At 61.3% G+C, this 23,414-nt stretch carries 24 protein-coding genes; 13 read left to right on the top strand and 11 right to left on the bottom strand.

The features are described from left to right. Window positions 1-24 precede the first annotated feature (24 nt). Window positions 25-816 (bottom strand): dienelactone hydrolase family protein, encoded by a 792-nt coding sequence (locus ACP7D9_RS11340; protein WP_426157461.1) that lies wholly within the window; start codon window positions 814-816, stop codon window positions 25-27. A gap of 143 nt (window positions 817-959) precedes the next feature. On the opposite strand from ACP7D9_RS11340, the gene ACP7D9_RS11335 reads away from it, so the two are divergent. The 3 genes from ACP7D9_RS11335 (at window position 960) to ACP7D9_RS11325 (ending at window position 3,736) form a co-directional block, all read left to right on the top strand. Beyond that, complete coding sequence (locus ACP7D9_RS11335; protein ID WP_101156065.1) at window positions 960-1,565, top strand: hypothetical protein; 606 nt, start codon at window positions 960-962, stop codon at window positions 1,563-1,565. A 150-nt stretch (window positions 1,566-1,715) separates the two neighbouring features. Then, on the top strand, window positions 1,716-2,393 hold the full coding sequence (locus tag ACP7D9_RS11330; protein WP_101156067.1) for a response regulator: 678 nt from the start codon (window positions 1,716-1,718) through the stop codon (window positions 2,391-2,393). Continuing rightward, a complete protein-coding gene (locus ACP7D9_RS11325; protein ID WP_426157458.1) occupies window positions 2,390-3,736 on the top strand; it encodes an ATP-binding protein in 1,347 nt (448 codons plus the stop codon). The genes ACP7D9_RS11330 and ACP7D9_RS11325 overlap by 4 nt, the downstream gene beginning before the upstream one ends. 97 nt (window positions 3,737-3,833) lie before the next feature. Here the strand turns inward: ACP7D9_RS11325 and ACP7D9_RS11320 are convergent, their stop codons facing one another. Beyond that, window positions 3,834-4,832 (bottom strand): AraC family transcriptional regulator, encoded by a 999-nt coding sequence (locus ACP7D9_RS11320; RefSeq protein ID WP_426157456.1) that lies wholly within the window; start codon window positions 4,830-4,832, stop codon window positions 3,834-3,836. A 347-nt stretch (window positions 4,833-5,179) separates the two neighbouring features. On the opposite strand from ACP7D9_RS11320, the gene ACP7D9_RS11315 reads away from it, so the two are divergent. Together ACP7D9_RS11315 and ACP7D9_RS11310 are read left to right on the top strand one after the other, a co-directional pair. Then, window positions 5,180-6,514, top strand: a complete 1,335-nt coding sequence (locus ACP7D9_RS11315; RefSeq protein WP_426157454.1) for a dicarboxylate/amino acid:cation symporter — start codon at window positions 5,180-5,182, stop codon at window positions 6,512-6,514. Between the two features lie 144 nt (window positions 6,515-6,658). Further along, window positions 6,659-7,840 (top strand): CaiB/BaiF CoA transferase family protein, encoded by a 1,182-nt coding sequence (locus ACP7D9_RS11310; protein WP_101156075.1) that lies wholly within the window; start codon window positions 6,659-6,661, stop codon window positions 7,838-7,840. Window positions 7,841-7,883: 43 nt separating this feature from the next. On the opposite strand, the gene ACP7D9_RS11305 is transcribed toward ACP7D9_RS11310, so the two are convergent. Continuing rightward, window positions 7,884-8,378 (bottom strand): SprT family zinc-dependent metalloprotease, encoded by a 495-nt coding sequence (locus tag ACP7D9_RS11305; RefSeq protein ID WP_426157452.1) that lies wholly within the window; start codon window positions 8,376-8,378, stop codon window positions 7,884-7,886. A 147-nt stretch (window positions 8,379-8,525) separates the two neighbouring features. Then, window positions 8,526-9,128 (bottom strand): Yip1 family protein, encoded by a 603-nt coding sequence (locus ACP7D9_RS11300; protein WP_016773629.1) that lies wholly within the window; start codon window positions 9,126-9,128, stop codon window positions 8,526-8,528. 344 nt (window positions 9,129-9,472) lie between these two features. Here ACP7D9_RS11300 and ttcA point away from each other — a divergent pair, with 344 nt between their 5' ends. Continuing rightward, window positions 9,473-10,297 carry a tRNA 2-thiocytidine(32) synthetase TtcA gene (gene ttcA, locus ACP7D9_RS11295; RefSeq protein ID WP_426157450.1) on the top strand — a complete coding sequence of 275 codons (825 nt, stop codon included), beginning with the start codon at window positions 9,473-9,475 and terminating at the stop codon, window positions 10,295-10,297. Between the two features lie 133 nt (window positions 10,298-10,430). Next, entirely contained in the window at window positions 10,431-11,105 is a 675-nt protein-coding gene (locus ACP7D9_RS11290) for a DNA-3-methyladenine glycosylase I (RefSeq protein WP_426157448.1), read from the top strand. 90 nt (window positions 11,106-11,195) lie between these two features. On the opposite strand, the gene ACP7D9_RS11285 is transcribed toward ACP7D9_RS11290, so the two are convergent. The 3 genes from ACP7D9_RS11285 to arsC are packed head-to-tail and all read right to left on the bottom strand — an operon-like array spanning window position 11,196 to window position 12,567. Then, window positions 11,196-11,621 carry a DUF2069 domain-containing protein gene (locus ACP7D9_RS11285; RefSeq protein ID WP_101156079.1) on the bottom strand — a complete coding sequence of 142 codons (426 nt, stop codon included), beginning with the start codon at window positions 11,619-11,621 and terminating at the stop codon, window positions 11,196-11,198. Then, window positions 11,621-12,217 carry an NAD(P)H:quinone oxidoreductase gene (gene wrbA / locus ACP7D9_RS11280; protein ID WP_426157445.1) on the bottom strand — a complete coding sequence of 199 codons (597 nt, stop codon included), beginning with the start codon at window positions 12,215-12,217 and terminating at the stop codon, window positions 11,621-11,623. Before wrbA ends, ACP7D9_RS11285 begins: the two co-directional genes overlap by 1 nt. Next, complete coding sequence (gene arsC, locus ACP7D9_RS11275) at window positions 12,214-12,567, bottom strand: arsenate reductase (glutaredoxin) (RefSeq protein ID WP_426157443.1); 354 nt, start codon at window positions 12,565-12,567, stop codon at window positions 12,214-12,216. Before arsC ends, wrbA begins: the two co-directional genes overlap by 4 nt. Window positions 12,568-12,680: 113 nt before the next feature. Between arsC and ACP7D9_RS11270 the strand changes: the two genes are divergently transcribed. After that, a complete protein-coding gene (locus ACP7D9_RS11270) occupies window positions 12,681-13,148 on the top strand; it encodes a TlpA disulfide reductase family protein (RefSeq protein ID WP_397479755.1) in 468 nt (155 codons plus the stop codon). Window positions 13,149-13,297: 149 nt separating this feature from the next. Here ACP7D9_RS11270 and ACP7D9_RS11265 read toward each other — a convergent pair whose 3' ends face one another. Both ACP7D9_RS11265 and ACP7D9_RS11260 read right to left on the bottom strand, forming a co-directional pair. Then, a complete protein-coding gene (locus ACP7D9_RS11265; RefSeq protein WP_426157441.1) occupies window positions 13,298-13,702 on the bottom strand; it encodes an META domain-containing protein in 405 nt (134 codons plus the stop codon). Further along, entirely contained in the window at window positions 13,702-14,136 is a 435-nt protein-coding gene (locus ACP7D9_RS11260) for a hypothetical protein (RefSeq protein ID WP_101156088.1), read from the bottom strand. The genes ACP7D9_RS11265 and ACP7D9_RS11260 overlap by 1 nt, the downstream gene beginning before the upstream one ends. 134 nt (window positions 14,137-14,270) lie before the next feature. Between ACP7D9_RS11260 and ACP7D9_RS11255 the strand changes: the two genes are divergently transcribed. Beyond that, window positions 14,271-14,729 (top strand): hypothetical protein, encoded by a 459-nt coding sequence (locus tag ACP7D9_RS11255; RefSeq protein ID WP_426157439.1) that lies wholly within the window; start codon window positions 14,271-14,273, stop codon window positions 14,727-14,729. A 7-nt stretch (window positions 14,730-14,736) separates the two neighbouring features. Here ACP7D9_RS11255 and ACP7D9_RS11250 read toward each other — a convergent pair whose 3' ends face one another. After that, window positions 14,737-15,726: a 2-hydroxyacid dehydrogenase gene (locus ACP7D9_RS11250; RefSeq protein WP_426157437.1), complete on the bottom strand. Its 990-nt coding sequence runs from the start codon at window positions 15,724-15,726 to the stop codon at window positions 14,737-14,739. A gap of 81 nt (window positions 15,727-15,807) precedes the next feature. Next, window positions 15,808-18,561, bottom strand: a complete 2,754-nt coding sequence (locus ACP7D9_RS11245) for a response regulator (RefSeq protein WP_426157854.1) — start codon at window positions 18,559-18,561, stop codon at window positions 15,808-15,810. A 206-nt stretch (window positions 18,562-18,767) separates the two neighbouring features. Between ACP7D9_RS11245 and ACP7D9_RS11240 the strand changes: the two genes are divergently transcribed. From ACP7D9_RS11240 to rlmD, 4 genes are all read left to right on the top strand, one after another. After that, complete coding sequence (locus ACP7D9_RS11240) at window positions 18,768-19,490, top strand: response regulator transcription factor (protein WP_426157435.1); 723 nt, start codon at window positions 18,768-18,770, stop codon at window positions 19,488-19,490. Further along, window positions 19,477-20,901 carry a histidine kinase sensor domain-containing protein gene (locus tag ACP7D9_RS11235; RefSeq protein WP_426157433.1) on the top strand — a complete coding sequence of 475 codons (1,425 nt, stop codon included), beginning with the start codon at window positions 19,477-19,479 and terminating at the stop codon, window positions 20,899-20,901. Before ACP7D9_RS11240 ends, ACP7D9_RS11235 begins: the two co-directional genes overlap by 14 nt. 234 nt (window positions 20,902-21,135) lie before the next feature. Next, a complete protein-coding gene (cysM, locus tag ACP7D9_RS11230) occupies window positions 21,136-22,038 on the top strand; it encodes a cysteine synthase CysM (RefSeq protein WP_041479583.1) in 903 nt (300 codons plus the stop codon). After that, window positions 22,038-23,414 (top strand): 23S rRNA (uracil(1939)-C(5))-methyltransferase RlmD, encoded by a 1,377-nt coding sequence (rlmD, locus tag ACP7D9_RS11225; protein ID WP_426157431.1) that lies wholly within the window; start codon window positions 22,038-22,040, stop codon window positions 23,412-23,414. The genes cysM and rlmD overlap by 1 nt, the downstream gene beginning before the upstream one ends.

Raw genomic sequence — 23,414 nt, 5'->3', positions numbered from 1 at the left:
TGGGAACGATCAGGTCAGGCGTAGTCAGCTGAAGATTTTCTGAAAGAACGCTTTCATGTCCACCCATGACTTCTCGTCCGCTGCCTTGTTGTAGCCAATGTCCGGCCCACCGTGTTCGCCATGGCTCAAACGATCGGCATCGGGATTGCTGAAACCATGCTTGGCGCCATCCAGACTGACGAACGCGTAGTCCGCCCCGGCCTTGTCCATTTCCGCCTTGAACGCTGTGACGTTGTCCTGAGTGACCATGCTGTCCAGCGCGCCATGTTCGACCAGGATTTTCGCCTTGACGCTGCCCGGCGTCGCCGGAGTCCTGGTCACCAGCGCGCCGTGGAAACTCACCACGCCGGCCAGCGGCACACCTTGACGCGCCGCATTCAACACCACGCCGCCACCGAAGCAATAACCGATGGCGGCAATTTTGTTCGGGTCGGTCTGCGCCTGTTTCTTCAACAGATCAAGCCCGGCCGCAAACCGCTTGCTCGCCGCATCGGCATCCCTGGTTGCTGTCTGCATGAAAGCCATCGCGTCTTTGGGATGCTCGGTGTTTTTGCCTTCGCCATACATGTCGATGGCCAGCGCGCTGTAACCGAGCCCGGCAAGATCGCGCGCGCGGCGCTTGGCGTAATCGTTCAGCCCCCACCATTCGTGAACTACGACGATGCCGGGGCGTTGGCCTTTGATCGCGTCGTCATAGGCGTAGTAGCCGATCAGCTTGCTGCCGTCGGCGCTTTGATAAGGGATTTCTTCAGTCTTGATCGCAGCCTGGGTGAAGCTGCTGACCGCCAGCAAAGCAAGGGCGAGGAACAGGCGCATGGTCGGGTCTCCTGATGATAAGTGGTCAGAACAGCCTAGTCGATCTGGTTCAGGTCAGGTTCAGAGACGGTTCAGGGGCCGTACAGGGGCGGCTGAGTAATCTTGCGTCATACCCAAACAGCACCGCGAAAGAGGAAATACCCATGACTCGTTTGAACAAAATGCTGCTGGCTTTGACCGTAATGAGCGCCAGCATCGCGGCTCACGCCGACACGACTTCAAACTTCGCCGGCCTGAGCTTCGGCCAGACCAGCGACAAGATCAAAAAGTCTCACGCGTTGAATGACAACCTCGACCACCCCAACGCCACCGGGGCCATCGACGGCAACAACACGTACGGCATGCGCTTGGGTCAGCAAAACAGCCAGGGCCGCTACTACGCCACTTATGACAACGTTTCCGGCTCGCACAATGGCGTTAAACTGCGCCAGGAAAATCTGCTCGGCAGCTATGACCTGTTCTACCCGGTAGGCGGCAGCACCAAGTTGTTCGGGGGTGCCACGGCCGGTCTGACCAAGCTGACGCAGGAGTCGCCAGGTTTCAGCCGTGACAAAGACATCGGTTACGCCATCGGTGGCCAGGTCGGTGTGTTGCAGCAAGTTTCGCAGAACACCTCGGTGGAACTCGGTTACCGTTACCTGCGCAGCAATGCCAGCACCGAAATGAAGGAGAGCGGCGGCAGCAAACAGGGCTCGCTGGGCTTGACCAGCAGCGCGCAGACCTACCTGTCGGCCAACTATTATTTCTAAGGAGAGATTCATCCTGAAACCCTGTGGGAGCGAGCTTGCTCGCGAAAGCGATGTTTCATTCAACATCATCGTTGACTGAATGACCGCATTCGCGAGCAAGCTCGCTCCCACAGGAGGATGGGTAGATTTTCGTGTGAATTGGAGGGATTTATGAAACTGTTGGTCGTCGAAGATGAGGCCCTGTTGCGTCATCACCTGCGAACCCGCCTGACGGAAAGCGGACACGTGGTCGAGTCCGTGGCCAACGCCGAGGAGGCGCTGTACCAGACCGGACAGTACAACTTCGATCTGGCGGTGATCGATCTCGGCCTGCCGGGCATGGGCGGCCTCGACCTGATCCGCCAGTTGCGCTCGGGGGGCAAGACCTTCCCGATTCTGATCCTCACCGCGCGGGGCAACTGGCAAGACAAGGTCGAAGGGCTCGCCGCCGGCGCCGATGATTACGTGGTCAAGCCGTTCCAGTTCGAAGAACTCGACGCACGCCTGAACGCTTTGTTGCGCCGCTCCAGTGGTTTCACCCAGTCGACCATCGTCGCCGGGCCGTTGCTGCTCGACCTCAATCGCAAACAGGCCAGTCTTGACGAACAACCGCTGGCGCTGACCGCTTACGAATACCGCATCCTTGAATACCTCATGCGCCATCATCAGCAAGTGGTGCCCAAGGATCGCTTGATGGAGCAGCTCTATCCGGATGACGACGAGCGTGATCCGAATGTCATCGAAGTGCTGGTCGGCCGTCTGCGCCGTAAACTCGAAGGCCCGGCCGGGTTCAAACCGATCGACACCGTGCGCGGCCTCGGCTACCTGTTCAATGAGCGCTGCAATTGATCCGTTCCCTTCGTGTTCGTTTGATGCTCGCCGCCACCACGTTGGCAGTGTTGTTCATGCTCGCCTTGCTGCCGGCGATGCAGGGCGCCTTCAGCCTCGCCTTGCAGGACTCGATCGAACAACGCCTGGCCTCCGACGTCACCACGTTGATCTCCGCCGCACGGGTGGAAAACGGTCGCCTGATGATGCCAACGCAACTGCCGGATGAGCGCTTCAATCTTGCCGACTTCCGTTTGCTTGGCTATATCTACGACCGCAGTGGCAAGTTGGTGTGGCGTTCGAGAGCCACTGACGAAGAACAGATCAACTACACACCGCGTTACGACGGTCTCGGCAATGAATTTGCGCGGATCCATGAGGACAACGGTCAGGAATTCTTCGTCTACGACGTCGAGGTCAAACTGCTCGGCGGCAAAAGTGCGGCGTTCAGCATCGTCGCTCTGCAACCGGTACGTGAATACGAAACCACCCTCGAAGGCCTGCGCGAAAATCTCTATCTGGGCTTCGGCGCGGCATTGCTCGTATTACTGGCGTTGCTATGGATCGGTCTGACCTGGGGCCTCAAGGCTTTGCGCCGATTGAGTCAGGAACTCGATGAAATCGAAGGCGGCACCCGCGAAAGCCTGACGGAAAAACACCCGCGCGAACTGCTGCGGTTGACCGGCTCGCTCAACCGCCTGCTGCTCAGCGAACGGCAGCAGCGTAGCCGCTACAGCGACTCCCTCGACGACCTCGCACACAGCCTCAAAACCCCGTTGGCGGTACTGCAAGGCGTCAGCGAAGACATGGCCCAGCGTCCGGAAGACCGTGATCAGGCCTGGGTCCTGCAGAGCCAGATCGAACGCATGAGCCAGCAGATCAGCTATCAACTGCAGCGCGCCAGCCTGCGCAAAAGTGGCCTGGTCCGCCATCAGGTGCGCTTGCAACCGGTGCTCAAAAGCCTGTGCGATACGCTGGACAAGGTCTATCGCGATAAGCATGTGCGCGTGACCTTTGATCTGCCTGAGCATTGCTACGTGCCAATCGAGCAGGGCGCCTTGCTGGAAATGCTCGGCAACTTGCTGGAGAACGCCTATCGCCTGTGTCTGGGCGAGGTGCGTGTCAGCGTGCGCGAGTCCCTGGTCGGGATCGAGTTATGCGTCGAGGACGATGGGCCAGGTGTGCCACTGGACCAACGCGCGCGGATTCTCGAGCGCGGCGAACGTCTGGATGCCCAGCATCCGGGGCAGGGAATCGGACTGGCGGTGGTCAAGGACATCATCGAAAGCTACAACGCCCGTCTGGCCCTGGGCGATTCGCCGATGGGCGGGGCGGTGTTCAGGATTCATTTTCCTGCGGCTTGAATGTTGACAGTGCCGGCCTCTTCGCGGGCAAGCCCGCTCCCACGCTTGAAATGCAATCCTCCTGTGGGAGCGAGCCTGCTCGCAAAGGCGTCTTGCTTCAAAACTCCTGCGCCCGATAAGCCCCCGGTGTCAGCCCCGTCCATTTCTTGAATGCCCGATGAAACGCCGACGGCTCGGAAAACCCGAGCTGCTCGGCGATCTGCTGCAACGACAGGTCCGCGCGCCCCAGATGATAGATGGCGATATCCCGCCGCAGTTGATCCTTTAGCTCTTGAAAACTCGTACCTTCCTCTCGCAAGTGCCGGCGCAACGTTTGCGGGCTGATGTGCAGATGCGTGGCGACGGCTTCCAGATCCGGCCAATGCGCAGCGTCGCGGCTGAGCAAACGACGCAGGCGGCTGCTCAGGCTGTCGCCGTCGTCCGGGCGCGAGAGCAGGTCGGCGGGGGAGCGTTCGAGGAAATGCTTGAGCGTACGTTCGTCCTGCAACAGCGGCATCGCCAGATAGCGACGGTGGAACAGCAGGCTGCTTTGCTCGGACTCGAAACTCAGCGGGCAGGGGAACAGCAGATCGTATTCGCTGCCATGATCGGGGCGTGGGTAGCTGAAGGTTGCCTGCTCCAGGCGAATCCTCTGGCCTATCAACCAACTGCCGAGGCGGTGCCAGATTACCAGTAGACTTTCGCTGAGAAAGTGATCCGGATCCCACCACTGCGCGTCATCCAGGCTCAACCGCACCCATTCGTCTTCGCAGCGCAGGGACAGGCGCGGGGCGTCGGGGAACAGGCTGTAAAACAACAAACCGCGTTGCAGGGCCTTCTCCAGATTGCGGCAGTGAATCGAGGCGTGACACATCATGGCAAAGCTGCCCGGCTTGCTCGGTGCGTTACCGAAACCCAGGTATTCATCGTCCAGCGCCGCCCACAACCCCTGAATCAGGCGGGTGAACTGCTCCGGGGCGATGCGTGCGCGGGGCTCGTCGAGCAACTCCGGGCTGATCCCCAGTTGCTGCAACAGTCCTGAACAATCCAGGCCGCGACGGCGCGCACCGCCAAGGGCGGCACGGGCGAAATGGCTGGCGATGGTGCGTTCGCGCATAAGCGGCAATCCTTGTTCAAGCACCGATCGTAACGACGGGCCGGCGACGCAACAAGGCGGATTTCCGCCAAATTGCAGGACGCCGAACGCTCAGTTGGCGGAAATCCGCCATGCCTCAAGTCACTGATTGGTGACAGGAAAATCCCGCAGGCCCTGATATCAAAAGGCTTGCTGCCATTCGCACCAATCTGGCACGACGTTTGCGATAGAGGTGACAGAAGCGTGCATTTATCCCCGCCGGGGAAATGCCGTTCCAACAACAAATCCCTCCAGTGCAGGAGGGTTCGCAATTAAGGTTCTGCGCTCGACAGATGGATGTTGCCGCTGGACGCTTGAGGAAACCTGCAATGACGACTCGTCAGCCACTGTATAAATCCCTGTATTTCCAGGTGATCGTTGCCATCGCCATCGGCATTCTGCTCGGTCACTTCTACCCGCAGACCGGTGTGGCCCTCAAGCCACTGGGTGACGGCTTCATCAAGCTGATCAAAATGGTCATCGCCCCGATCATCTTCTGTACTGTTGTCAGCGGTATCGCCGGCATGCAGAACATGAAGTCGGTAGGCAAGACCGGCGGCTACGCGCTGCTGTACTTCGAAATCGTTTCCACCATTGCCCTGCTGATCGGTCTGGTTGTTGTCAACGTTGTGCAACCGGGCGCCGGCATGCACATCGATGTCACCACCCTCGACGCCTCGAAAATCGCCACCTACGTGACGGCCAGTAAAGACCAGAGCATCGTCGGCTTCCTCCTTAATGTGATCCCGAACACCATCGTCGGCGCGTTCGCCACCGGTGACATCCTGCAAGTGTTGATGTTCTCGGTGATCTTCGGCTACGCCCTGCATCGCCTGGGATCGTACGGTCGTCCGCTGCTGGACATGATCGATCGCTTCGCTCACGTGATGTTCAACATCATCAACATGATCATGAAACTGGCGCCGCTGGGTGCGTTCGGTGCCATGGCGTTCACCATCGGTGCCTACGGTGTCGGCTCGCTGGTGCAGTTGGGCCAGTTGATGATCTGCTTCTACATCACCTGCGTGCTGTTCGTCGTGCTGGTGCTGGGGGCGATCTGCCGTGCTCACGGTTTCAGCGTGTTCAAGCTGGTGCGCTACATCCGTGAAGAGCTGTTGATTGTACTGGGCACGTCCTCGTCGGAATCGGCACTGCCACGCATGCTGATCAAGATGGAGCGTCTGGGCGCGAAGAAATCGGTAGTGGGTCTGGTGATCCCGACCGGTTACTCGTTCAACCTTGACGGTACTTCGATCTACCTGACCATGGCCGCCGTGTTCATCGCCCAGGCGACCGACACGCACATGGACATCACTCACCAGATCACCCTGCTGCTGGTACTGCTGCTGTCCTCCAAAGGTGCAGCCGGTGTGACCGGTTCGGGCTTCATCGTCCTCGCTGCCACCCTGTCGGCGGTCGGTCACCTGCCGGTGGCCGGTCTGGCGCTGATCCTCGGTATCGACCGCTTCATGTCCGAAGCCCGCGCGCTGACCAACCTGGTCGGTAACGCTGTGGCGACCATCGTCGTGGCCAAATGGGTCAAGGAGCTGGACACCGACCAACTGCAAGCCGAACTGGCTTCGGGTGGTCGCGGTATCGCCGAAACCCGTCCTGAAGACGACCTGGGTGTGGCTGAAGGCCCCACCCCGAGCAGTGTGAAGTAAGCATCGCTTGAACGAAAAACCCGCTTCGGCGGGTTTTTTCTTGCCTGGGGTTTGAGCGTAACGGTCACACCTGCTGACATTTGCGGTGATTGCCGCATCGACGATGCCTGCCTAGGCTGAGTGCATCGCCCAAGGAGTTCGTCCATGTCCGCACCGCTGGCCTCACTGAAGATTCTCGATTTCTCGACTTTGCTGCCGGGGCCGTTCGCCTCGTTGCTGCTGGCGGACATGGGCGCTGAGGTGCTGCGCATCGAATCGCCAACGCGCATGGACCTGCTGCGGGTGCTGCCCCCGCACGATGGCGGGGTATCGGCCAGCCACGCCTACCTGAACCGCAACAAGCGCAGTCTGGCGCTGGACTTGAAACAGCCCGAAGCGCTGGAAATCATCAAGCGACTGCTGGGCGATTACGACATCGTTCTGGAGCAATTTCGTCCCGGCGTGATGGAGCGTCTGGGCTTGGGTTATGAGGCATTGAAGGCGATCAATCCGCGGCTGATCTACGTATCGATCAGCGGTTACGGCCAGACCGGGCCGTACAAGGAGCGCGCCGGACATGACATCAACTATCTGGCCCTGGCCGGGCTGGCCAGTTACACCGGCCGCGCCGACAGCGGGCCGTTGCCGCTGGGCATGCAGGTGGCGGACGTGGCTGGCGGTTCGCTGCACGGGGTCATCGGCTTGCTGGCGGCGGTGATTGCCCGCCAGCAGAGCGGGCAAGGCACGCATCTGGATGTGAGCATGACCGATTGTGCGTTCAGCCTTAACGCCATGGCCGGCGCGGGATATCTGGCTTGTGGCGAGGAACCGGGCCGGGAAGACCAGATGCTCAATGGCGGCAGCTTCTACGATTATTACCGCACGCGGGATGGGCGCTGGATGTCGGTGGGCAGTCTGGAGCCGGCATTCATGCAGCAACTGTGCGCGGCGCTGGGCCGGCCGGAGTTGGCAGCACAAGGGTTATCGCCCAAGCCGGATCAGCAACAGGCGCTGAAAGAGGCGTTGCAGGTCGAGTTCGAGCGGCATGATTTTGCTGAACTGTGCGAGCTATTCGCCGGGGTCGATGCGTGTGTCGAGCCGGTGTTGAGTGTGGGTGAGGCAGTGCGCCATCCGCAGTTGCAGGCGCGGGCGCTGGTGACTCAGGTGCCGCGCGCCGATGGCTCGACGCAGGCGCAGATCACGTGTCCGCTGAAATTCTCTGAGGCGTTGCCGGAGCCGAGGCATGTCGGCGCGGGGTTAGGGCAGCATACGGATGAAGTGTTGGGGGAGTTGGGATTGAGTGCTGAGCGGATCGTCGAGTTGCGTTCGGCCAAGGTAATCCTTTAGTGCCTGAGCCGCCGCCCTCGCGAGCCGATGCTCTACAAAACTGTCATTCCACCCGCATCTCGCCACTGAACACCAGCGTACTGCGGCAACGCCGGCACAGATACCGCCGCCCTTGCCGCACCAGGCCATGGCGCTGGGCGGTAAACGGGAAATCACTGTCGGGGCACGGGCATTTATAAATATAGCGGGTCACGCTGCGCCGCTTGATCTCATAGGTGTGGCAGCGGTCCGGCGGCAGTTCGTAAACGCCGCGCATGATCAGTTGCCATTCCTCGCCATGGGGCTGGATGCGGTCGCCGAACAATTGATGAGCGATCAGGTGCGCGACTTCGTGGGCCACGGTCTGTTTGAGGAAGTGTTCGGTGTTTTCCCGGTACAGCTGTGGATTGAAGCGCAGCTTGTTTTCGTGCAAATGCGCGACACCGGCTTTCTGCCCGCGCAGCTTGAGGCTGACCACGGGGCGTTTGAAGGAACGTTTGAAAAAGGATTCAGCGAGTTGATAACAATCTTCGACGCGGGTATTGAGTTGCTCGGGCATGCTTGATGGATCTCCAGAGACGCCGAGTATGCCGCAACCCCGGGCGCTTGCGAATCGCCGACCTGCCGAATGGTCATTGCCCCAATAAGAAGGCCGCCTTGCGGCGGCCTGTATCGGCAGATGTCGTTTATCCGGGGAGGAAACCGGTCAGTTGGTATAGACCGGGCCGACACCCAGGCCCCAGACGATCACGGTGAACGCCATGATCGCCACGAGCACCACCAGGCCCACCGCGAGCACCGAGCTTGAAAACAGAAAACCTTCATCCGATGGAATGTTCATGAACGTTGGCAGGCCCACATACAGCAGATACACCGTGTAGCAGATAGCTGCCGTGCCGACGATCATCCCCAGCCACATGTGCGGATACAAAGCGGCCAGGCCGCCGACGAACAACGGTGTCGCCGTGTAAGTGGCGAACGCCACACAACGGGCCAGGCTCGGATTGGCGTCGTAGGTGCGCGCCATCCAGTGCACGAAAGCGCCCATCACCGCGACCCCGCCGAGCATTGCCAGGTACGACATGATGGTCATCCACAAGGCGCTTTCGAACGTGAGCATCACCGGCGCGCGGTTGCCGATGACCCACCCGACCTGGGTCGTGCCGATGAACGCCGAGACCGCAGGGATCGCCGCCAGAATCAGCGTGTGCGTCAGGTACATGTGGCTGATGCTTTCCTCTTGGTCGCCACGGATCTCCTTCCATTCCTGATCGGGGTGGGTAAACAGTCCCACTACGTGATGGATCATGCCATTCACTCCTCTTGTCATTGCCATCGCCCCCCAACGGAGCGCCTACGGGCCAAGGCGGCCGAGCAAATACAGGTCTTCAGATGTGTGCGACCTTATGTCGCAGTATAGAAAGGAGTCCAGCGCACCGGTATGCCGGGCTTAGAGCAAATCGCGCTGTAAACATGAGGGATAATCGCCATCCCCTCTGTTGGAGCTGCCGCAGGCTGCGATTTTTTGTTTTTGATTTTCAGATTCAAAAGATCGCAGCCTGCGGCAGCTCCTACACAGAACGCATGTTGAAGGAGGTGACTCTCGGGATGCTAAAATGCCGGCCTTTCGTCACACCTCACGGATTTCGCGTCATGGGCACTCTTACGGTCAACCAGAACAAACTGCAAAAGCGCCTGCGCCGCCTGGCCGGCGAAGCGGTCGCCGATTTCAACATGATCGAAGACGGCGACAAGGTCATGGTCTGCCTGTCCGGAGGCAAGGACAGCTACACCATGCTTGACGTGCTGATGCACCTGCAGAAGGTTGCGCCGATCAAGTTCGATATCGTCGCGGTGAACATGGACCAGAAGCAGCCGGGCTTTCCCGAGCACGTGCTGCCGGCCTACCTCAAAGAGCTGGGCGTCGAGTACCACATCGTCGAGAAAGACACCTACTCGGTGGTCAAGGAACTGGTGCCGGAAGGCAAGACCACCTGCTCGCTGTGCTCGCGTCTGCGTCGCGGCACGCTGTACACCTTTGCCGATGAAATCGGCGCGACAAAAATGGCCCTCGGTCATCATCGCGACGATATCGTCGAAACGTTTTTCCTCAACATGTTCTTCAACGGCACCCTGAAAGCGATGCCACCAAAACTGCGCGCCGACGATGGCCGCAATGTGGTCATCCGCCCGCTGGCGTACTGCAACGAGAAGGACATCCAGGCTTACTCGGACCTCAAGCAGTTCCCGATCATCCCGTGCAACCTCTGCGGCTCGCAGGAAAACCTGCAGCGCCAGGTGGTCAAGGAAATGCTCCAGGACTGGGATCGCAAAACCCCGGGCCGCACCGAATCGATCTTCCGCAGCCTGCAGAACGTGGTGCCGTCGCAACTGGCCGACCGCAATCTGTTTGACTTCACCAGCCTGAAGATCGACGAGACCGCGGCTTCGCGTTTCGTCAATGTCGTCAATCTGTAACCACATTCCAGGTGGGAGCGGGCTTGCTCGCGAAGACGGTGTATCAGCCGATAGATAAGTCGACTGACATTCAGCCTTCGCGAGCACGCCCGCTCCCACACTGGTTTCTTTGTTTCATTCAATAGGAGAGGGCATGCGCGATTACAAGTGGCTGCATGAATACTGTCTGAACCGTTTCGGTTCGGCGGCTGAACTGGAAGCCCATCTGCCCGTCCCCAAGACCCCCGCACAACTGCGCAAGATCCGCGACGACCGTTACCTCTCGACCATGGCCCTGCGGGTGTTTCGTGCCGGGCTCAAGCACAGCCTGGTCGACGCCAAGTGGCCGGCGTTCGAAGAGGTGTTCTTCAAGTTCGATCCGGAAAAAGTCGTGCTGATGAGCGCCGAGCACCTTGAGCGCCTGATGCAGGACGCGCGGATCATCCGCCACCTCGGCAAGCTGAAAAGCGTGCCGCGCAATGCGCAGTTCATTCTCGATGTAGAGAAGGACAGGGGCAGCTTCGGCGCGTTGATCGCCGACTGGCCGGTGACCGATATCGTTGGCCTGTGGACCTACCTGAAAAAGCATGGCCACCAACTCGGCGGTCTATCGGCGCCACGGTTTTTGCGCATGGTCGGCAAGGACACGTTCGTGCCGAGTTACGACGTGGTGGCGGCGTTGAATGCGCAGAAAATCGTCGACAAGGTGCCGACCAGCCTGCGTGATCTGGCGACGGTGCAAAACGCGTTCAACCAGTGGCATGAACAGAGTGGCGGGCGGCCGATGAGCCAGATCTCGATGATGCTGGCCTACACCGTCAATCATTAACAGCGTATCGCCCGATTCGCGAGCAAGCCCGCTCCCACATTCTGGAATGCGTTCCCGTGTGGGAGCGGGCTTGCTCGCGAAGGCGCCAGTTCAGGCGACGGAGACGTCTCCCTCACCCGCCAGCTTGCGATTGAGCTGATAGCGCCAGCGCACATACAGCAGCGCCGAGCAGAACACCGCCAGGCTCGCGGCCATTTCCAGCAGGCCGAACAACTGCCGGTTGGGGTCGTACGCCGCCAGTGCACCTTTGATGAAATACAGATTCACCACAAAACACATCCATGAATGGCCACGGGCACTGCCCATGATCATCGCCGGGGCGAGGATCAGCCACGGGATCAGCTCGACCAGCAGAATCACCCACGGCCGCGCGCCATGCAGATCGGCGAACAGCAGGTAGTAAGCGGCCAGCAAGCCGGCGAGGGCGAAAAAGCTCAGCAGGCTGAGCACGCGCATCGCCTTGACCCGTGGCTCAAGCCACGCCACCGAGGGCAGGACTTTCGGCTTCTTCGCCATCAGCCCACCAGTTTCTGCGCGGTTTTCGCCAGGCGCAGACCGAGTGCGCGACACAGCGCCACTTCGTGCTGGTCGAGACCGTTCTTGCCATCGGCACCGGCGTGATGGCTGGCGCCATAAGGCGTGCCGCCACCTGCGGTTTCGAGCAGTGCCGATTCGCTGTAGGGCAGGCCGGTGATGAGCATGCCGTGATGCAACAGCGGCAACATCATCGACAACAGCGTGGTTTCCTGACCGCCGTGCAGGCTGGCGGTGGAGGTGAACACGCCGGCCGGTTTACCCACCAGCGCGCCGGTCAGCCAGAGATTGCTGGTGCCGTCGAGGAAATACTTGAGCGGCGCGGCCATGTTGCCGAAACGGGTCGGACTGCCCAACGCGAGGCCGGCGCAGTTTTTCAGATCATCGAGGCTGGCGTAGAGCGCGCCTTCAGCGGGAATGTCCGCAGCCACCGCTTCGCATTCAGTGGAAATCGCCGGCACCGTGCGCAGACGCGCTTCCATTCCGGCCTGCTCGATGCCACGGGCGATCTGCCGGGCCATCTCGTTGGTCGAACCGCTGCGGCTGTAATAAAGAACCAGAATGTACGGCGTGCTCATGGCAACAACTCCAGCACGTTTTCCGGTGGACGACCGATGACGGCTCTGTCGCCGACTTCAAGAATCGGCCGCTCCAGCAGTTTCGGGTGCGCGGCGATGGCGTCTATCAATTGCTGCTCGCTGAGGCTGGCGTCGGCCAGGTTCAGGGTTTTGAATTCCTCTTCGCCTGTACGCAGCAACTGCCGCGCGCTGATCCCGAGCTTGCCGAGCAGGGCCTTGATCTGCGCGGCATTGAGCGGTGTTTCCAGGTAGCGCACGACATTCGGACTCAAGCCACGGGCTTCGAGCAGTTCCAGCGCGCCGCGGGATTTCGAGCAGCGCGGATTGTGATAAAGCGTCAGATCGGTCATGGCGGGTCGCTTCTGGCGTAAAGTGGCGGCTATTCTAACTGTGCGGCGCGCAATCCAGAACCGTCAGAGGCGATGGGTCGCAGGCGCTTTCGAATTTTCACAAGGAACACGACATGACACGGCGATTGGCAGCGGCATTGACGATTCTCGGGGCGTTGATGCTGGGGGGCTGCGGCAATGACTACGGGATCGACCAGAACGGCCAGAAGGTTGCGTCCGAGCGTCTGGACAAACAATGGGTGGTGCTTAATTACTGGGCCGAATGGTGCGGCCCGTGCCGCACGGAGATTCCCGAGCTGAATCAGCTGGCTGATCAACTCAAGAGCAAGAATGTCGGGGTGTTCGGGGTCAATTTCGACAATGTGCAGGGCGCAGAACTGAAAGAAGCCAGCGAAAAGCTTGGCATCAAATTCACCGTGCTGGCGCAGGATCCGGCAGAGCTGTTCGACCTGCCGCGTAGTGAGGCGCTGCCGGTGACATTCATCATCGATGACAAGGGCAAAGTGCGTGAGCAATTGCTCGGCGAGCAGACGGCGGCGGGGGTGATGGCCAAACTCGAGGCGCTGCAGGCGACCAAATAGGCTGTCGTTGGGCAGGATCGTTCCCACGCTCTGCGTGGGAATGCCGCCCGGGACGCTCCGCGTCCCTGTGACGCAGAGCGTCACTTGATGCATTCCCACGCAGGAGCGTGGGAACGATCGTTACAGCGATCGCGATCAGCTAATGAGGCTCAACCCTCTTCGAGCCACCAGCGCAACGGTTTGCCTTCAGCCGGCCAGAAGCGTATCTGCTCGATGGGCGAAATGTCCCAGCGCTGCACCTTCTCCAGCGCCTGCAGGAATCGCTGTTCCTGCTCCATCAACGCCGGGGCGCACAGCTTGCGGGTCTTGCCGATCTTGCCGAAGGTCAGCTTGTCGCCGTCCTGCGTGTAGGGCGCAAACCAATGGTTGCAGCCGCCATTGCCGTAGGCGCGGCCGTCGTCGCCGAGGGTCACGGTCAGATGGCTGTAATCCATCAGTGGTCGCTCGCCGATCCATTCCAGAATGTAGCTGCGGTTGTGCTGCAGTTGCACCGGCTCAGCGGCGCAACCGGCCAGGCCGGCACCGATCAGTGCGGTCAGGGCGAGGCGTTTCATCACGCAGGCTCCTGGCATTTCGGGCACAGGTGTTTGTCGCCAACGGCTTTCCAGCCCAGCTCGGCGATGCGTGCGGTGGCGGCGGGTTTTTCTGCGGTTTTGCCAAGTTTGGCATCCACGGCAAATTCGAAACTCAGCGCTTTGGCGCAGCTGTCGCAATTGACTTGCCAGGTGTGAATGGCCAGTTCGCCGAACACCGGGCCTGTGGTCATCGCGGTCCACTGACCTGGGGGATTGATCAAGTGGCGGACCGTGTCGACGGTCAGGCGCATGGACAAATCCTTGCTGCCTTTGAGCGTCACCAACAGGGCATCGCCGATGCGGATCGAGCCACCGTTGCCGGTCACCTGATAGCGGCCCGGAACCAGGGCGCGGCATTCGGTGAGGGTGTGTTGCGGGTTCATCAGGGTGTAGCGGAAATCGTGTTCGACCATGGATCCTCCAAATATGCGCGACATGCTAGCACGGGCTCGATTGCACAATGATGCGCGCGTGCGACCTTCGATCCGGTTCAAATGGGCCGGCAGTCATGGCAAACTGCCGGCCCCCGAATCTGAAGGAACGGAACATGGCGCTGATCGAATGTTATGAATGCAAGCGGAGCATCAGTTCCGAAGCGCTGGCGTGCATTCACTGCGGCGCCCCGATGGCCGAACACGTCGCCATGCAGGCGCAGCCAGCTGCGGCAGCGGCGCAGACCTCGACGATCTCCTTCGGCAGCCTGCCACGCAACAAGGCAGTGCCCGAAGCGGTTGCGGCGCCAGTGGTCGAGCCGTTACCGAAAGTGATGCCGGCAGCGGCAGGGCGTCGCCGTCGTCAGCAGGCTGCAGAACAGGCCCGCGAGGAGCAGCAACCGCTGAACGCAGATGGCAGCCGCCCGGTGGAAGGCTGGCTGAAAATCATGGTGTTTCTGTTACCGGCGTTTTTCGTCTGGTTCCTGCTGCGCCGCGGCCACTCCAGCAAACAACGCCTGCTCGGTTTCGGCTGGCTGGGTTTGCTGATCCTGGCGTCTTCGCTGCCCAAGTAAAGGCAGTTCAGCCCTCGACCTGGTTCTGCGGCGTACCCGCCGCCCATGTCGCGATGTTATGCAGCGTGGTCGCGGCAATCGCACCCAGCGCCTCGCGGGTCAGAAACGCCTGATGCGCGGTGATGATCACGTTGGGAAATGTCAGCAGGCGCGCCAGCACATCGTCCTGCAGCGGCAGGTCGGAGCGGTCCTCGAAAAACAGCTGCGCCTCTTCTTCATAAACGTCCAGCCCCAGATACCCGAGTTGACCATCCTTCAGCGCGTCGATCAGCGCCGGCGTGTCGACCAGACCACCGCGTCCGGTATTGATCAGCATCGCCCCCGCCCGCATGTGCGCCAGTGACTGGCGATTGATCAGGTGTTTGCTCTGCTCGTTGAGCGGGCAATGCAGGCTGATGATCCGCGACTGCGCGAGCAATTCCGGCAGGCTCAGATAGCGCGCGCCCAACGCCAGCACCTCGGGATTAGGATACGGGTCGCAGACCAGCAGCTCACAGCCGAAGCCGTGCATGATTTTCGCGAACGTTGCGCCGATCTGCCCGGTGCCGACGATGCCGACGGTCTTGCCGACCAGATCGAAACCGGTCAGGCCATGCAGGCTGAAATCGCCTTCACGGGTGCGGTTGTAGGCGCGATGCAAACGGCGATTGAGGGCGAGAATCAGCGCCACCGCATGTTCGGCAACGGCGTGCGGCGAGTAGGCGGGCACACGCACCACCGCCAGGCCGAGGCGTTTCGCCGCGGGCAAGTCGACATGGTTGTAGCCCGCCGAGCGCAGCGCAATCAGCCGCGTGCCGCCAGCCGCGAGGCGCTCCAGCACCGGGGCGCTGAGGTCGTCATTGATAAAGGCGCAGACCACTTCGTGCCGTTCGGCCAACGCCGCCGTATCGAGGCTGAGCCGAGCGGCTTGAAAGTGCAATTCAAGCCCGGCCGGGCAGTCGGCGGCGAGGAAGCTGTCGCGGTCGTAGGTCTGGCTGCTGAAAATGATCGTGCGCATGAATCCTCCTGGGACATCGACGCGGCCCGCAAAGGCCCGCGACAACTGTAGCGCTTTGCGCGCGCCGTACCCTGCCGTAGATCAGGCGTTGATGCGCGCCTGCGCTGCGAGCCGATTGATCGAACGCTCCAGTTCATCCAGCGCGACAGCAGCTTTCGGGTCGTCCTGCTTGAGCAGGGTTTCGCTGCGCTGGCAGGCCGCACGCAGTTGCGGCACCCCGCAGTATCGGGTTGCGCCGTGCAAGCGGTGCACGCGTTCGAGCAGGGCATTCTGGTCGTGGCTCTCACGCGCAGCGCGGATCGCTTCGCGATCAGCCTCCAGCGAGGCCAGCAGCATGGCGAGCATGTCCGCCGCCAGATCCGCCTTGCCCGCCGCCAGACGCAAGCCTTCTTCGTGATCGAGCACCGGCAGTTCCTGCTGACTCGCCGCGCTGTCGCCGCTGCGCTCCGGCGCCTGATTGCGCAGAGCCAGCCCGGTCCACTTCAACACCACCTGTGCCAGTTGCCGCTCGCTGATCGGTTTGGTCAGGTAATCGTCCATGCCGCTTTGCAGCAGTGCGCGTTTTTCGTTGGCCATGGCGTGGGCGGTGAGGGCGACGATCGGCAGCGGTGTGCAGTGCCGTTCGCTTTCCCACTGGCGAATGGTCTCGGTGGTCTGGCGACCGTCCATGCCCGGCATCTGCACGTCCATCAACACCAGATCGAAAGATTCGGTTTGCACGGCTTTGACCGCCGCGTAACCACTTTCTACCGCGAGCACTCGGGCACCCATGTCTTCGAGCAGGGTCTGCACCAGCAACAGATTGGCCGGGTTGTCGTCGACACACAGCACGCGCGGCGCACGGCTGGACAGCGGCTCGCCCGGTTCGCTGCGCGGCTGGCGCGGATTGACCAGATCAGCCAGCGCCCGGCGCAACTTGCGCGTACACGCCGGTTTGGCTTGAAGCTGGCTGTGCGGGTTGGGCACCGACAGGTGAAACAGCGTCTGTTCGGTGGTCGGGCACAGCACCAGCACTTTGCAGCCCAGATGTTCAAGATCCCAGATGTGCTGGTTCAGGCGTTCCGGGAGCATGTCGTTGCTGGTGATGCCGATCACCGCCAGATCGATCGCCTGATCGGTCTGATGTGCGCCGGTGACGCCATTGCTCAGGCTTTCAAGGGTATTGAACGGTGTAACTTCCAGCCCGCAGTCTTCCAACTGATGTTGCAATGCCTGGCGCGCCAGTTCGTGATTTTCCAGTACCGCCACGCGGCGCCCAAGCAGCGGCGCGGCGGGCAAGTCTTCGGCATCGTCGCGAGTCTTCGGCAGACTCAGGCTGATCCAGAATTCCGAGCCTTCGCCCGGGGTACTGTCGACGCCGATCTCGCCGCCCATCTGCTCAATCAGACGCTTGGAAATCACCAGCCCCAGACCCGTGCCGCCGGGCTGGCGTGACAGCGAATTGTCGGCCTGACTGAAGGCCTGGAACAGCGCGCGCACATCCTGGCTCGACAAACCGATGCCGGTGTCCTGAATACTGATGCGCAGTTGCACGCTGTCTTCGTGTTCGTCTTCGAGCATCGCCCGGGCAACGATGGTGCCTTCGCGGGTGAACTTGATCGCATTGCTGACCAGGTTGGTGAGGATCTGTTTGAGACGCAGCGGATCGCCGACCAGCGACAGCGGCGTGTCGCGATAGACCAGGCTGACCAGCTCGAGCTGCTTGGCGTGCGCCGCCGGGGCGAGAATGGTCAGGGTGTCCTGCAGCAGGTCGCGCAGGTTGAACGGAATATGGTCGAGCACCAGTTTGCCGGCCTCGATTTTCGAGAAGTCGAGAATCTCGTTGATGATCCCCAGCAGGCTGTCGGCAGACTTTTCGATAGTGCCCAGATAGTCGAGCTGGCGCGGGGTCAGTTCGCTTTTCTGCAGTAGATGAGTGAAACCGAGAATGCCGTTGAGTGGCGTGCGGATCTCGTGGCTCATGTTGGCGAGGAATTCGGATTTGATCCGGCTGGCTTCCAACGCCTCTTTGCGCGCCAGATCCAGTTCGATGTTCTGGATCTCGATGGTTTCCAGATTCTGCCGGACGTCTTCGGTGGCTTGATCGACGCTGTGCTGCAACTCTTCGCGGGCGTTCTGCAGGGTGCCGGCCATGCGGTTGATGCCCGAGGCCAGTTCGTCCAGCTCCTGGCTGCCGAGGGGCGGCAAGCGCGTTTCCAGATGTCCATCCTTGAGCTGCGCGACGGCTTGTTTGATCTGGCTCAACGGGCGGTTGATGGTGCGGCCCATGCGCAGCGCGAGGAGGGCGGCGCCGGCAAGGCCAGCGGCGATCAGCAGCAGGCTGGCGAACAGGCTGCGATAACCGCGCAGCAGCATGCCGTTGTGCGACAGCTCGAGTTCGACCCAGCCGAGCAACCGTTCGGATTCCTCGGGAATGATTTCACCGGCGAGGTTGCGGTGCTTGCCGAACACCGGCATCAGGTAGCGCGTTGCGTCATTGCCGCTGCGTCGTTGCAACAGCGCGCTGTCGCCGCTTGGCGCCTGATTGAGCATGGTCGGCCCGGCGTGGGCCAGCGGCGAACGGTCCGGAGCGAGGAAGGTCACCGCGCGCACGTCGGGTTGTTCAAGGGATTGGGTGGCGACCCGTTCGAGCAGCTCGGCATCGCCGTGGCCCATTGCCGGCGCCACCAGCGGCGCCAGTTGCTCGGCGATCATTTCGCCGCGCTGCAACAATTGGCTCTGCAGGTCGGTCTGCTGTGTCCAGGTGAAATAGCCACCCAGCACCAGCGCCATCAGGCTGGTCGGCAACAAGGTCAGCAACAGCACGCGACCTTTGATTCCCAGTTTCTTGAGCACGCCTTTCTCCCGCATCCCGCTGATCTGTTGACTCATGCGTGCATCCGGCACGCGACATGGGCGCAGTGTAGCGATTTGCAGGCGGGCAATCTTGCGGAAAATGCAGTGCCGCTCATGCACGCGTTCGTCCGAGGGGCGAAGCTTGTGTTGCCCGCTGTCGGACAATCTTGAATAATCCGCCAACTGAGAATTACTTGCAGATACTCATGACTCCTGTTTCCGCTGGCCAGCCACGCATCCTTTCCATTGAAGACGATCCGGTCCTCGGCGCTTATGTGCACGAGCATCTGGGCCGCAGCGGTTTTCAGGTGACCTGGTGCCAGAACGGCCAGGAAGGCCTGAACATTGCCCGGCGCCAGCCTTTCGACGTGGTGCTGATGGACATTCTGCTGCCGGGGCTCGATGGCCTGAAGCTGTTGACGCAACTGCGCCAGAGCCACTCGACGCCGGTGTTGCTGATGTCGGCACTGGGCGCCGAGGCCGATCGCATCAGCGGTTTCCGCCTCGGTGCCGATGATTATTTGCCCAAGCCGTTCAGCATGGCCGAGTTGCACGTGCGCATCGAAGCGATCCTGCGTCGGGTGGCGCTTGATCAGCGCCCACCTGCGGTTACCGCTGCGGTGGTCAGCGGCAGCCTGCGTTTCGATGACGAACACTGCGACGTGTTCGTGCGCGAGCAAGCGGCCGGTCTGACCCGCAGCGAATTCCGTCTGCTGGAAACCCTGCACCGCAACCACGAAGAAGTGTTGAGCAAAGCCTTCCTTTATCAGCACGTCCTGCAACGCGGCTTTGCGGCGCACGACCGCAGCCTCGACATGCACATCAGCCAGATCCGCCGCAAACTCAAAGCCATCGGTTACACCGAACGCGAAGTGCGCACGGTGTGGGGCAAGGGCTATGTCTTGAGCGCCGCTGATGAAGCTGTCTGAGCTGCCGGGGCGGCATTCGCTGTTCTGGAAACTGGCCTGCCTGCTGGTGGCGTTCTGTCTGCTGATGATCTGGCTGAGCTGGTCGTGGGGCCGTTACATGGAGGAGCGCAACCAGTTTCTCTCCAGCGAAGCGCGCAGCACTCTCAACCGATATGCCGCACAGGCCGAACAGGCGTGGCAGCGTGGCGGGCGCAACGGTGTCGATGACTGGTTGCAGAGCATGCAATTACGCGAGGCCAGTTGGGTCGGGGTGATCGGCGCTGATCTGCAATCGCTGAGCAGCCAGCCGCTGAACGCTGCGCAGGTGCAACACCTGACTTTCCTGCGCGGCCTCGACTGGCCGATCCACAAGAAGGGCCGGCCGTGGCTGCGGGTACCCTTTCCCCATGACCCGACCGCCGGCATCCTCGTCATCGAGTTGCCCGAGCGCTTTGTCCCGGGCAAGTACCGAGTGTTCTGGCGAGTGATCACCAACGGCGTCATTCCCGGGCTGTTCACCCTGTTGCTTTGCGTCGGCCTGTATCGCCTGCTGGTGGTGCCGCTGAACAACCTGCGCGAACAGGCCAACGCCTGGCGCGCCGACCAATTGAATGTGCGCCTGTCGAGCGGCATGACCCAGCGCCCCGACGAACTCGGTGAGCTGGCGCGGGCCTTCGATTCCATGTCCGAGCGCTTGCAGACCACCGTTGCCCTGCAGCAGCAGTTGTTGCGCGACCTGTCCCACGAACTGCGCACACCGCTGAGCCGCCTGCGCGTGGCCAGTGACAGCGAACAGAGCCTGGCGCAGTTGCGCGAACGCATGGGTCGCGAAGTCGACGGCATGCAGCGCTTGGTCGAAGACACCCTGCAACTGGCCTGGCTCGACACCGACCGCTCGCCATTGCCGGATGAAGCCATCCAGATTCAGGCACTGTGGGAAATGCTCACCGACAATGCCTGTTATGAAAGCGGCTGGCCGAGTCTGCAATTGCAGTGCACGGTCGAGGCATCGTGCTGGGTGCGCGGCAACCTCAATACCTTGGCGCAAGCGCTGGAAAACACCCTGCGCAATGCCATTCGTCACTCGCCCGAGGGCGGGATTGTGCGTCTCGATGGACGGCGCGATGGCGAGTATTGGCATTTGTGGCTGGAGGATGAGGGCGGCGGCGTGGCTGACGAAGATCTGCAGCGGATCTTTTCGCCGTTCATTCGATTGGACGGGTCAAGGCCCGGTGATGGTGGCTTTGGCCTGGGGTTGAGCATTGCGCGCAACGCGGTGCAACGTCAGGGCGGGTTGCTCTGGGCCGAGAATGCCGGGGCGGGGTTGCGGTTGAATTTGCGCTTGTTGGCGGATGATGGTGTTGCCCATGCGGACGCCTTCGCGAGCAGGCTTGCTCCCACAATGGAGCTCGGTTCGCCGCAGGCTGTGTGATCTACCGTTAATAGTGTCATCACTGCTGACACTAAATCCTGTGGGAGCGAGCCTGCTCGCGAATTCCAAGCAGCACCACGAGAACTGAGTGTTGCGCAAATAAAAGTCGCACCACTGGCGCGACTTTTATTCGCTTATTCCTATAAACCATAAGCCCCGCACTTTGCGTGATATTGCCTGCGCGGGTTTGCCGGTATGATAGGCGCCCCCGCACGTCTGGATTGCGAATACGCCATGACCCTGCAGTACCCAACCATCGCCGATTGCGTCGGCAACACGCCGCTGGTGCGTTTGCAGCGCCTGCCCGGCGCCACCAGCAACACCCTTTTGCTCAAGCTCGAAGGGAACAACCCGGCGGGTTCGGTCAAGGACCGGCCGGCGCTGTCGATGATTACCCGCGCCGAGCTGCGCGGGCAGATCAATCCCGGCGATACGCTGATCGAGGCGACCTCCGGCAACACGGGGATCGCCCTGGCCATGGCTGCCGCGATCAAGGGTTACAAGATGATCCTCATCATGCCGGACAATTCCAGCGCCGAGCGCAAGGCGGCGATGACCGCGTATGGCGCCGAGCTGATTCTGGTCACTCAGGAAGAGGGCATGGAAGGCGCCCGCGATCTGGCGCAGCGCATGGAAGCCGAAGGCCGTGGCAAGGTGCTCGATCAGTTCGCCAATGGCGACAACCCGGAAGCGCACTACACCACCACCGGTCCGGAAATCTGGCGCCAGACCCAGGGCAGCATCACCCATTTCGTCAGTTCGATGGGCACTACCGGCACCATCATGGGCGTTTCGCGATACTTGAAAGAGCAGAGCGACAGCGTGCAGATCGTCGGTCTGCAACCGATGGAAGGCTCGGCCATTCCCGGCATCCGCCGCTGGCCGCAGGAATACCTGCCGAAGATCTATCAGGCCGACCGCGTCGACCGCATCGTCGACATGGCGCAAAGCGAGGCCGAAGACGTCACCCGTCGCCTGGCCCGCGAAGAAGGCATCTTTTGCGGCGTGTCCTCGGGCGGTGCGGTGGCAGCGATGCTGCGCCTGTCCCGAGAAGTTGAAAACGCGGTGATCGTCGCGATCATCTGCGACCGTGGCGACCGTTATCTGTCGACCGGCATTTTCGACGCGCCGAACTGATGGCCAAACACGAGAGAGGCCTGCGCTTCCAGCCCACCGGCGGCAGCAAGGCAGCGCAAATTCCGACCGGTAAAAAGCAGCGCTTGAGCATCGAGCGCCTGGCCAATGACGGTCGCGGTATCGCGTTCTTCGAAGGCAAAACCTGGTTCGTCCTCGGTGCCCTTGCCGGTGAGGAGGTCGAAGCGCGGGTGCTTGGCGCCCACGGCAAAGTGGTCGAAGCGCGTACCGAACGGGTATTCACTGCCAGCGAGCTGCGTCGTCCGGCTGCGTGCGCGCACTTCGGCCGTTGTGGCGGTTGCAGCGTTCAGCACTTGCCCCACGCCGAACAGCTCGCCCTCAAACAGCGCATGCTCGCCGAGCAATTGTCGCGGGTAGCCGGTGTCGAACCTGAAGCGTGGGCAGCGCCGCTGACCGGTCCGGAATTCGGCTACCGTCGTCGCGCGCGCATCGCCGTGCGCTGGGACATGAAAGCGAAACAACTTGAAGTCGGTTTTCGCGCCGCCGGCAGTCAGGACATCGTCGCGATCAGCGAATGCCCGGTGCTGGTACAGCCCTTGCAACCGATCATGAGCCGTTTGCCGCAGATGCTGCGGCGCCTGAGCAAGCCGCAGGCGCTGGGCCATGTCGAGTTGTTCAGCGGTTCGTCACTGGCGGTATTGCTGCGGCACATGGCGCCGTTGTCCGAAGCGGACCTGGCGATACTCAAGGAATTTTGCCAGTTCCATGAGGCGCAGTTGTGGCTGCATGGCGAAGGTGAACCGCAACCGGTCGAGGCCGGTCAGAGCCTCGGTTATCGCCTGGAACAGTGGGGTCTCGAGCTGGCTTATCGGCCGGGAGACTTCGTTCAGGTCAACGCCGGGGTCAACGAAGCGATGATCGCGCAGGCGCTGGACTGGCTGAAGCCGAGGGCGGATGAACGCGTGCTCGATCTGTTTTGCGGGCTGGGCAACTTCGCGCTACCGCTGGCCAAAAGCGTGGGCGAAGTGGTGGCGGTGGAGGGTGTGCAGACGATGGTCGAGCGGGCCGCTGCCAACGCCATCAGTAACAATTTGCATAACACAAAGTTTTTTCAAGCCGATTTATCCCAGCCTTTGACCGATGCCCAGTGGATCGGAAACGGCTTTTCTGCGGTACTCTTGGACCCACCGCGTGACGGTGCTTTCGAGGTGGTGCGCAAGCTCGCGACCCTGGGTGCCAAGCGGTTGGTGTATGTGTCGTGCAACCCGGCCACGCTGGCGCGCGACACGCAGGAATTGATCAAGCAGGGCTACCGGTTAAAACGTGCCGGGATTCTCGATATGTTTCCTCAGACGGCACATGTCGAGGCCATGGCGTTATTTGAAGCGAGCCAGGACGGCTCGTCTGAATCCGTCTGA

This window comes from Pseudomonas sp. TSRC2-2, from assembly GCF_049897785.1.
In the GTDB taxonomy this organism is placed as follows: Bacteria; Pseudomonadota; Gammaproteobacteria; order Pseudomonadales; family Pseudomonadaceae; genus Aquipseudomonas.
Note: the sequence above shows the minus strand (reverse complement) of the source record. Positions and strands in the feature narration are given on the sequence as shown.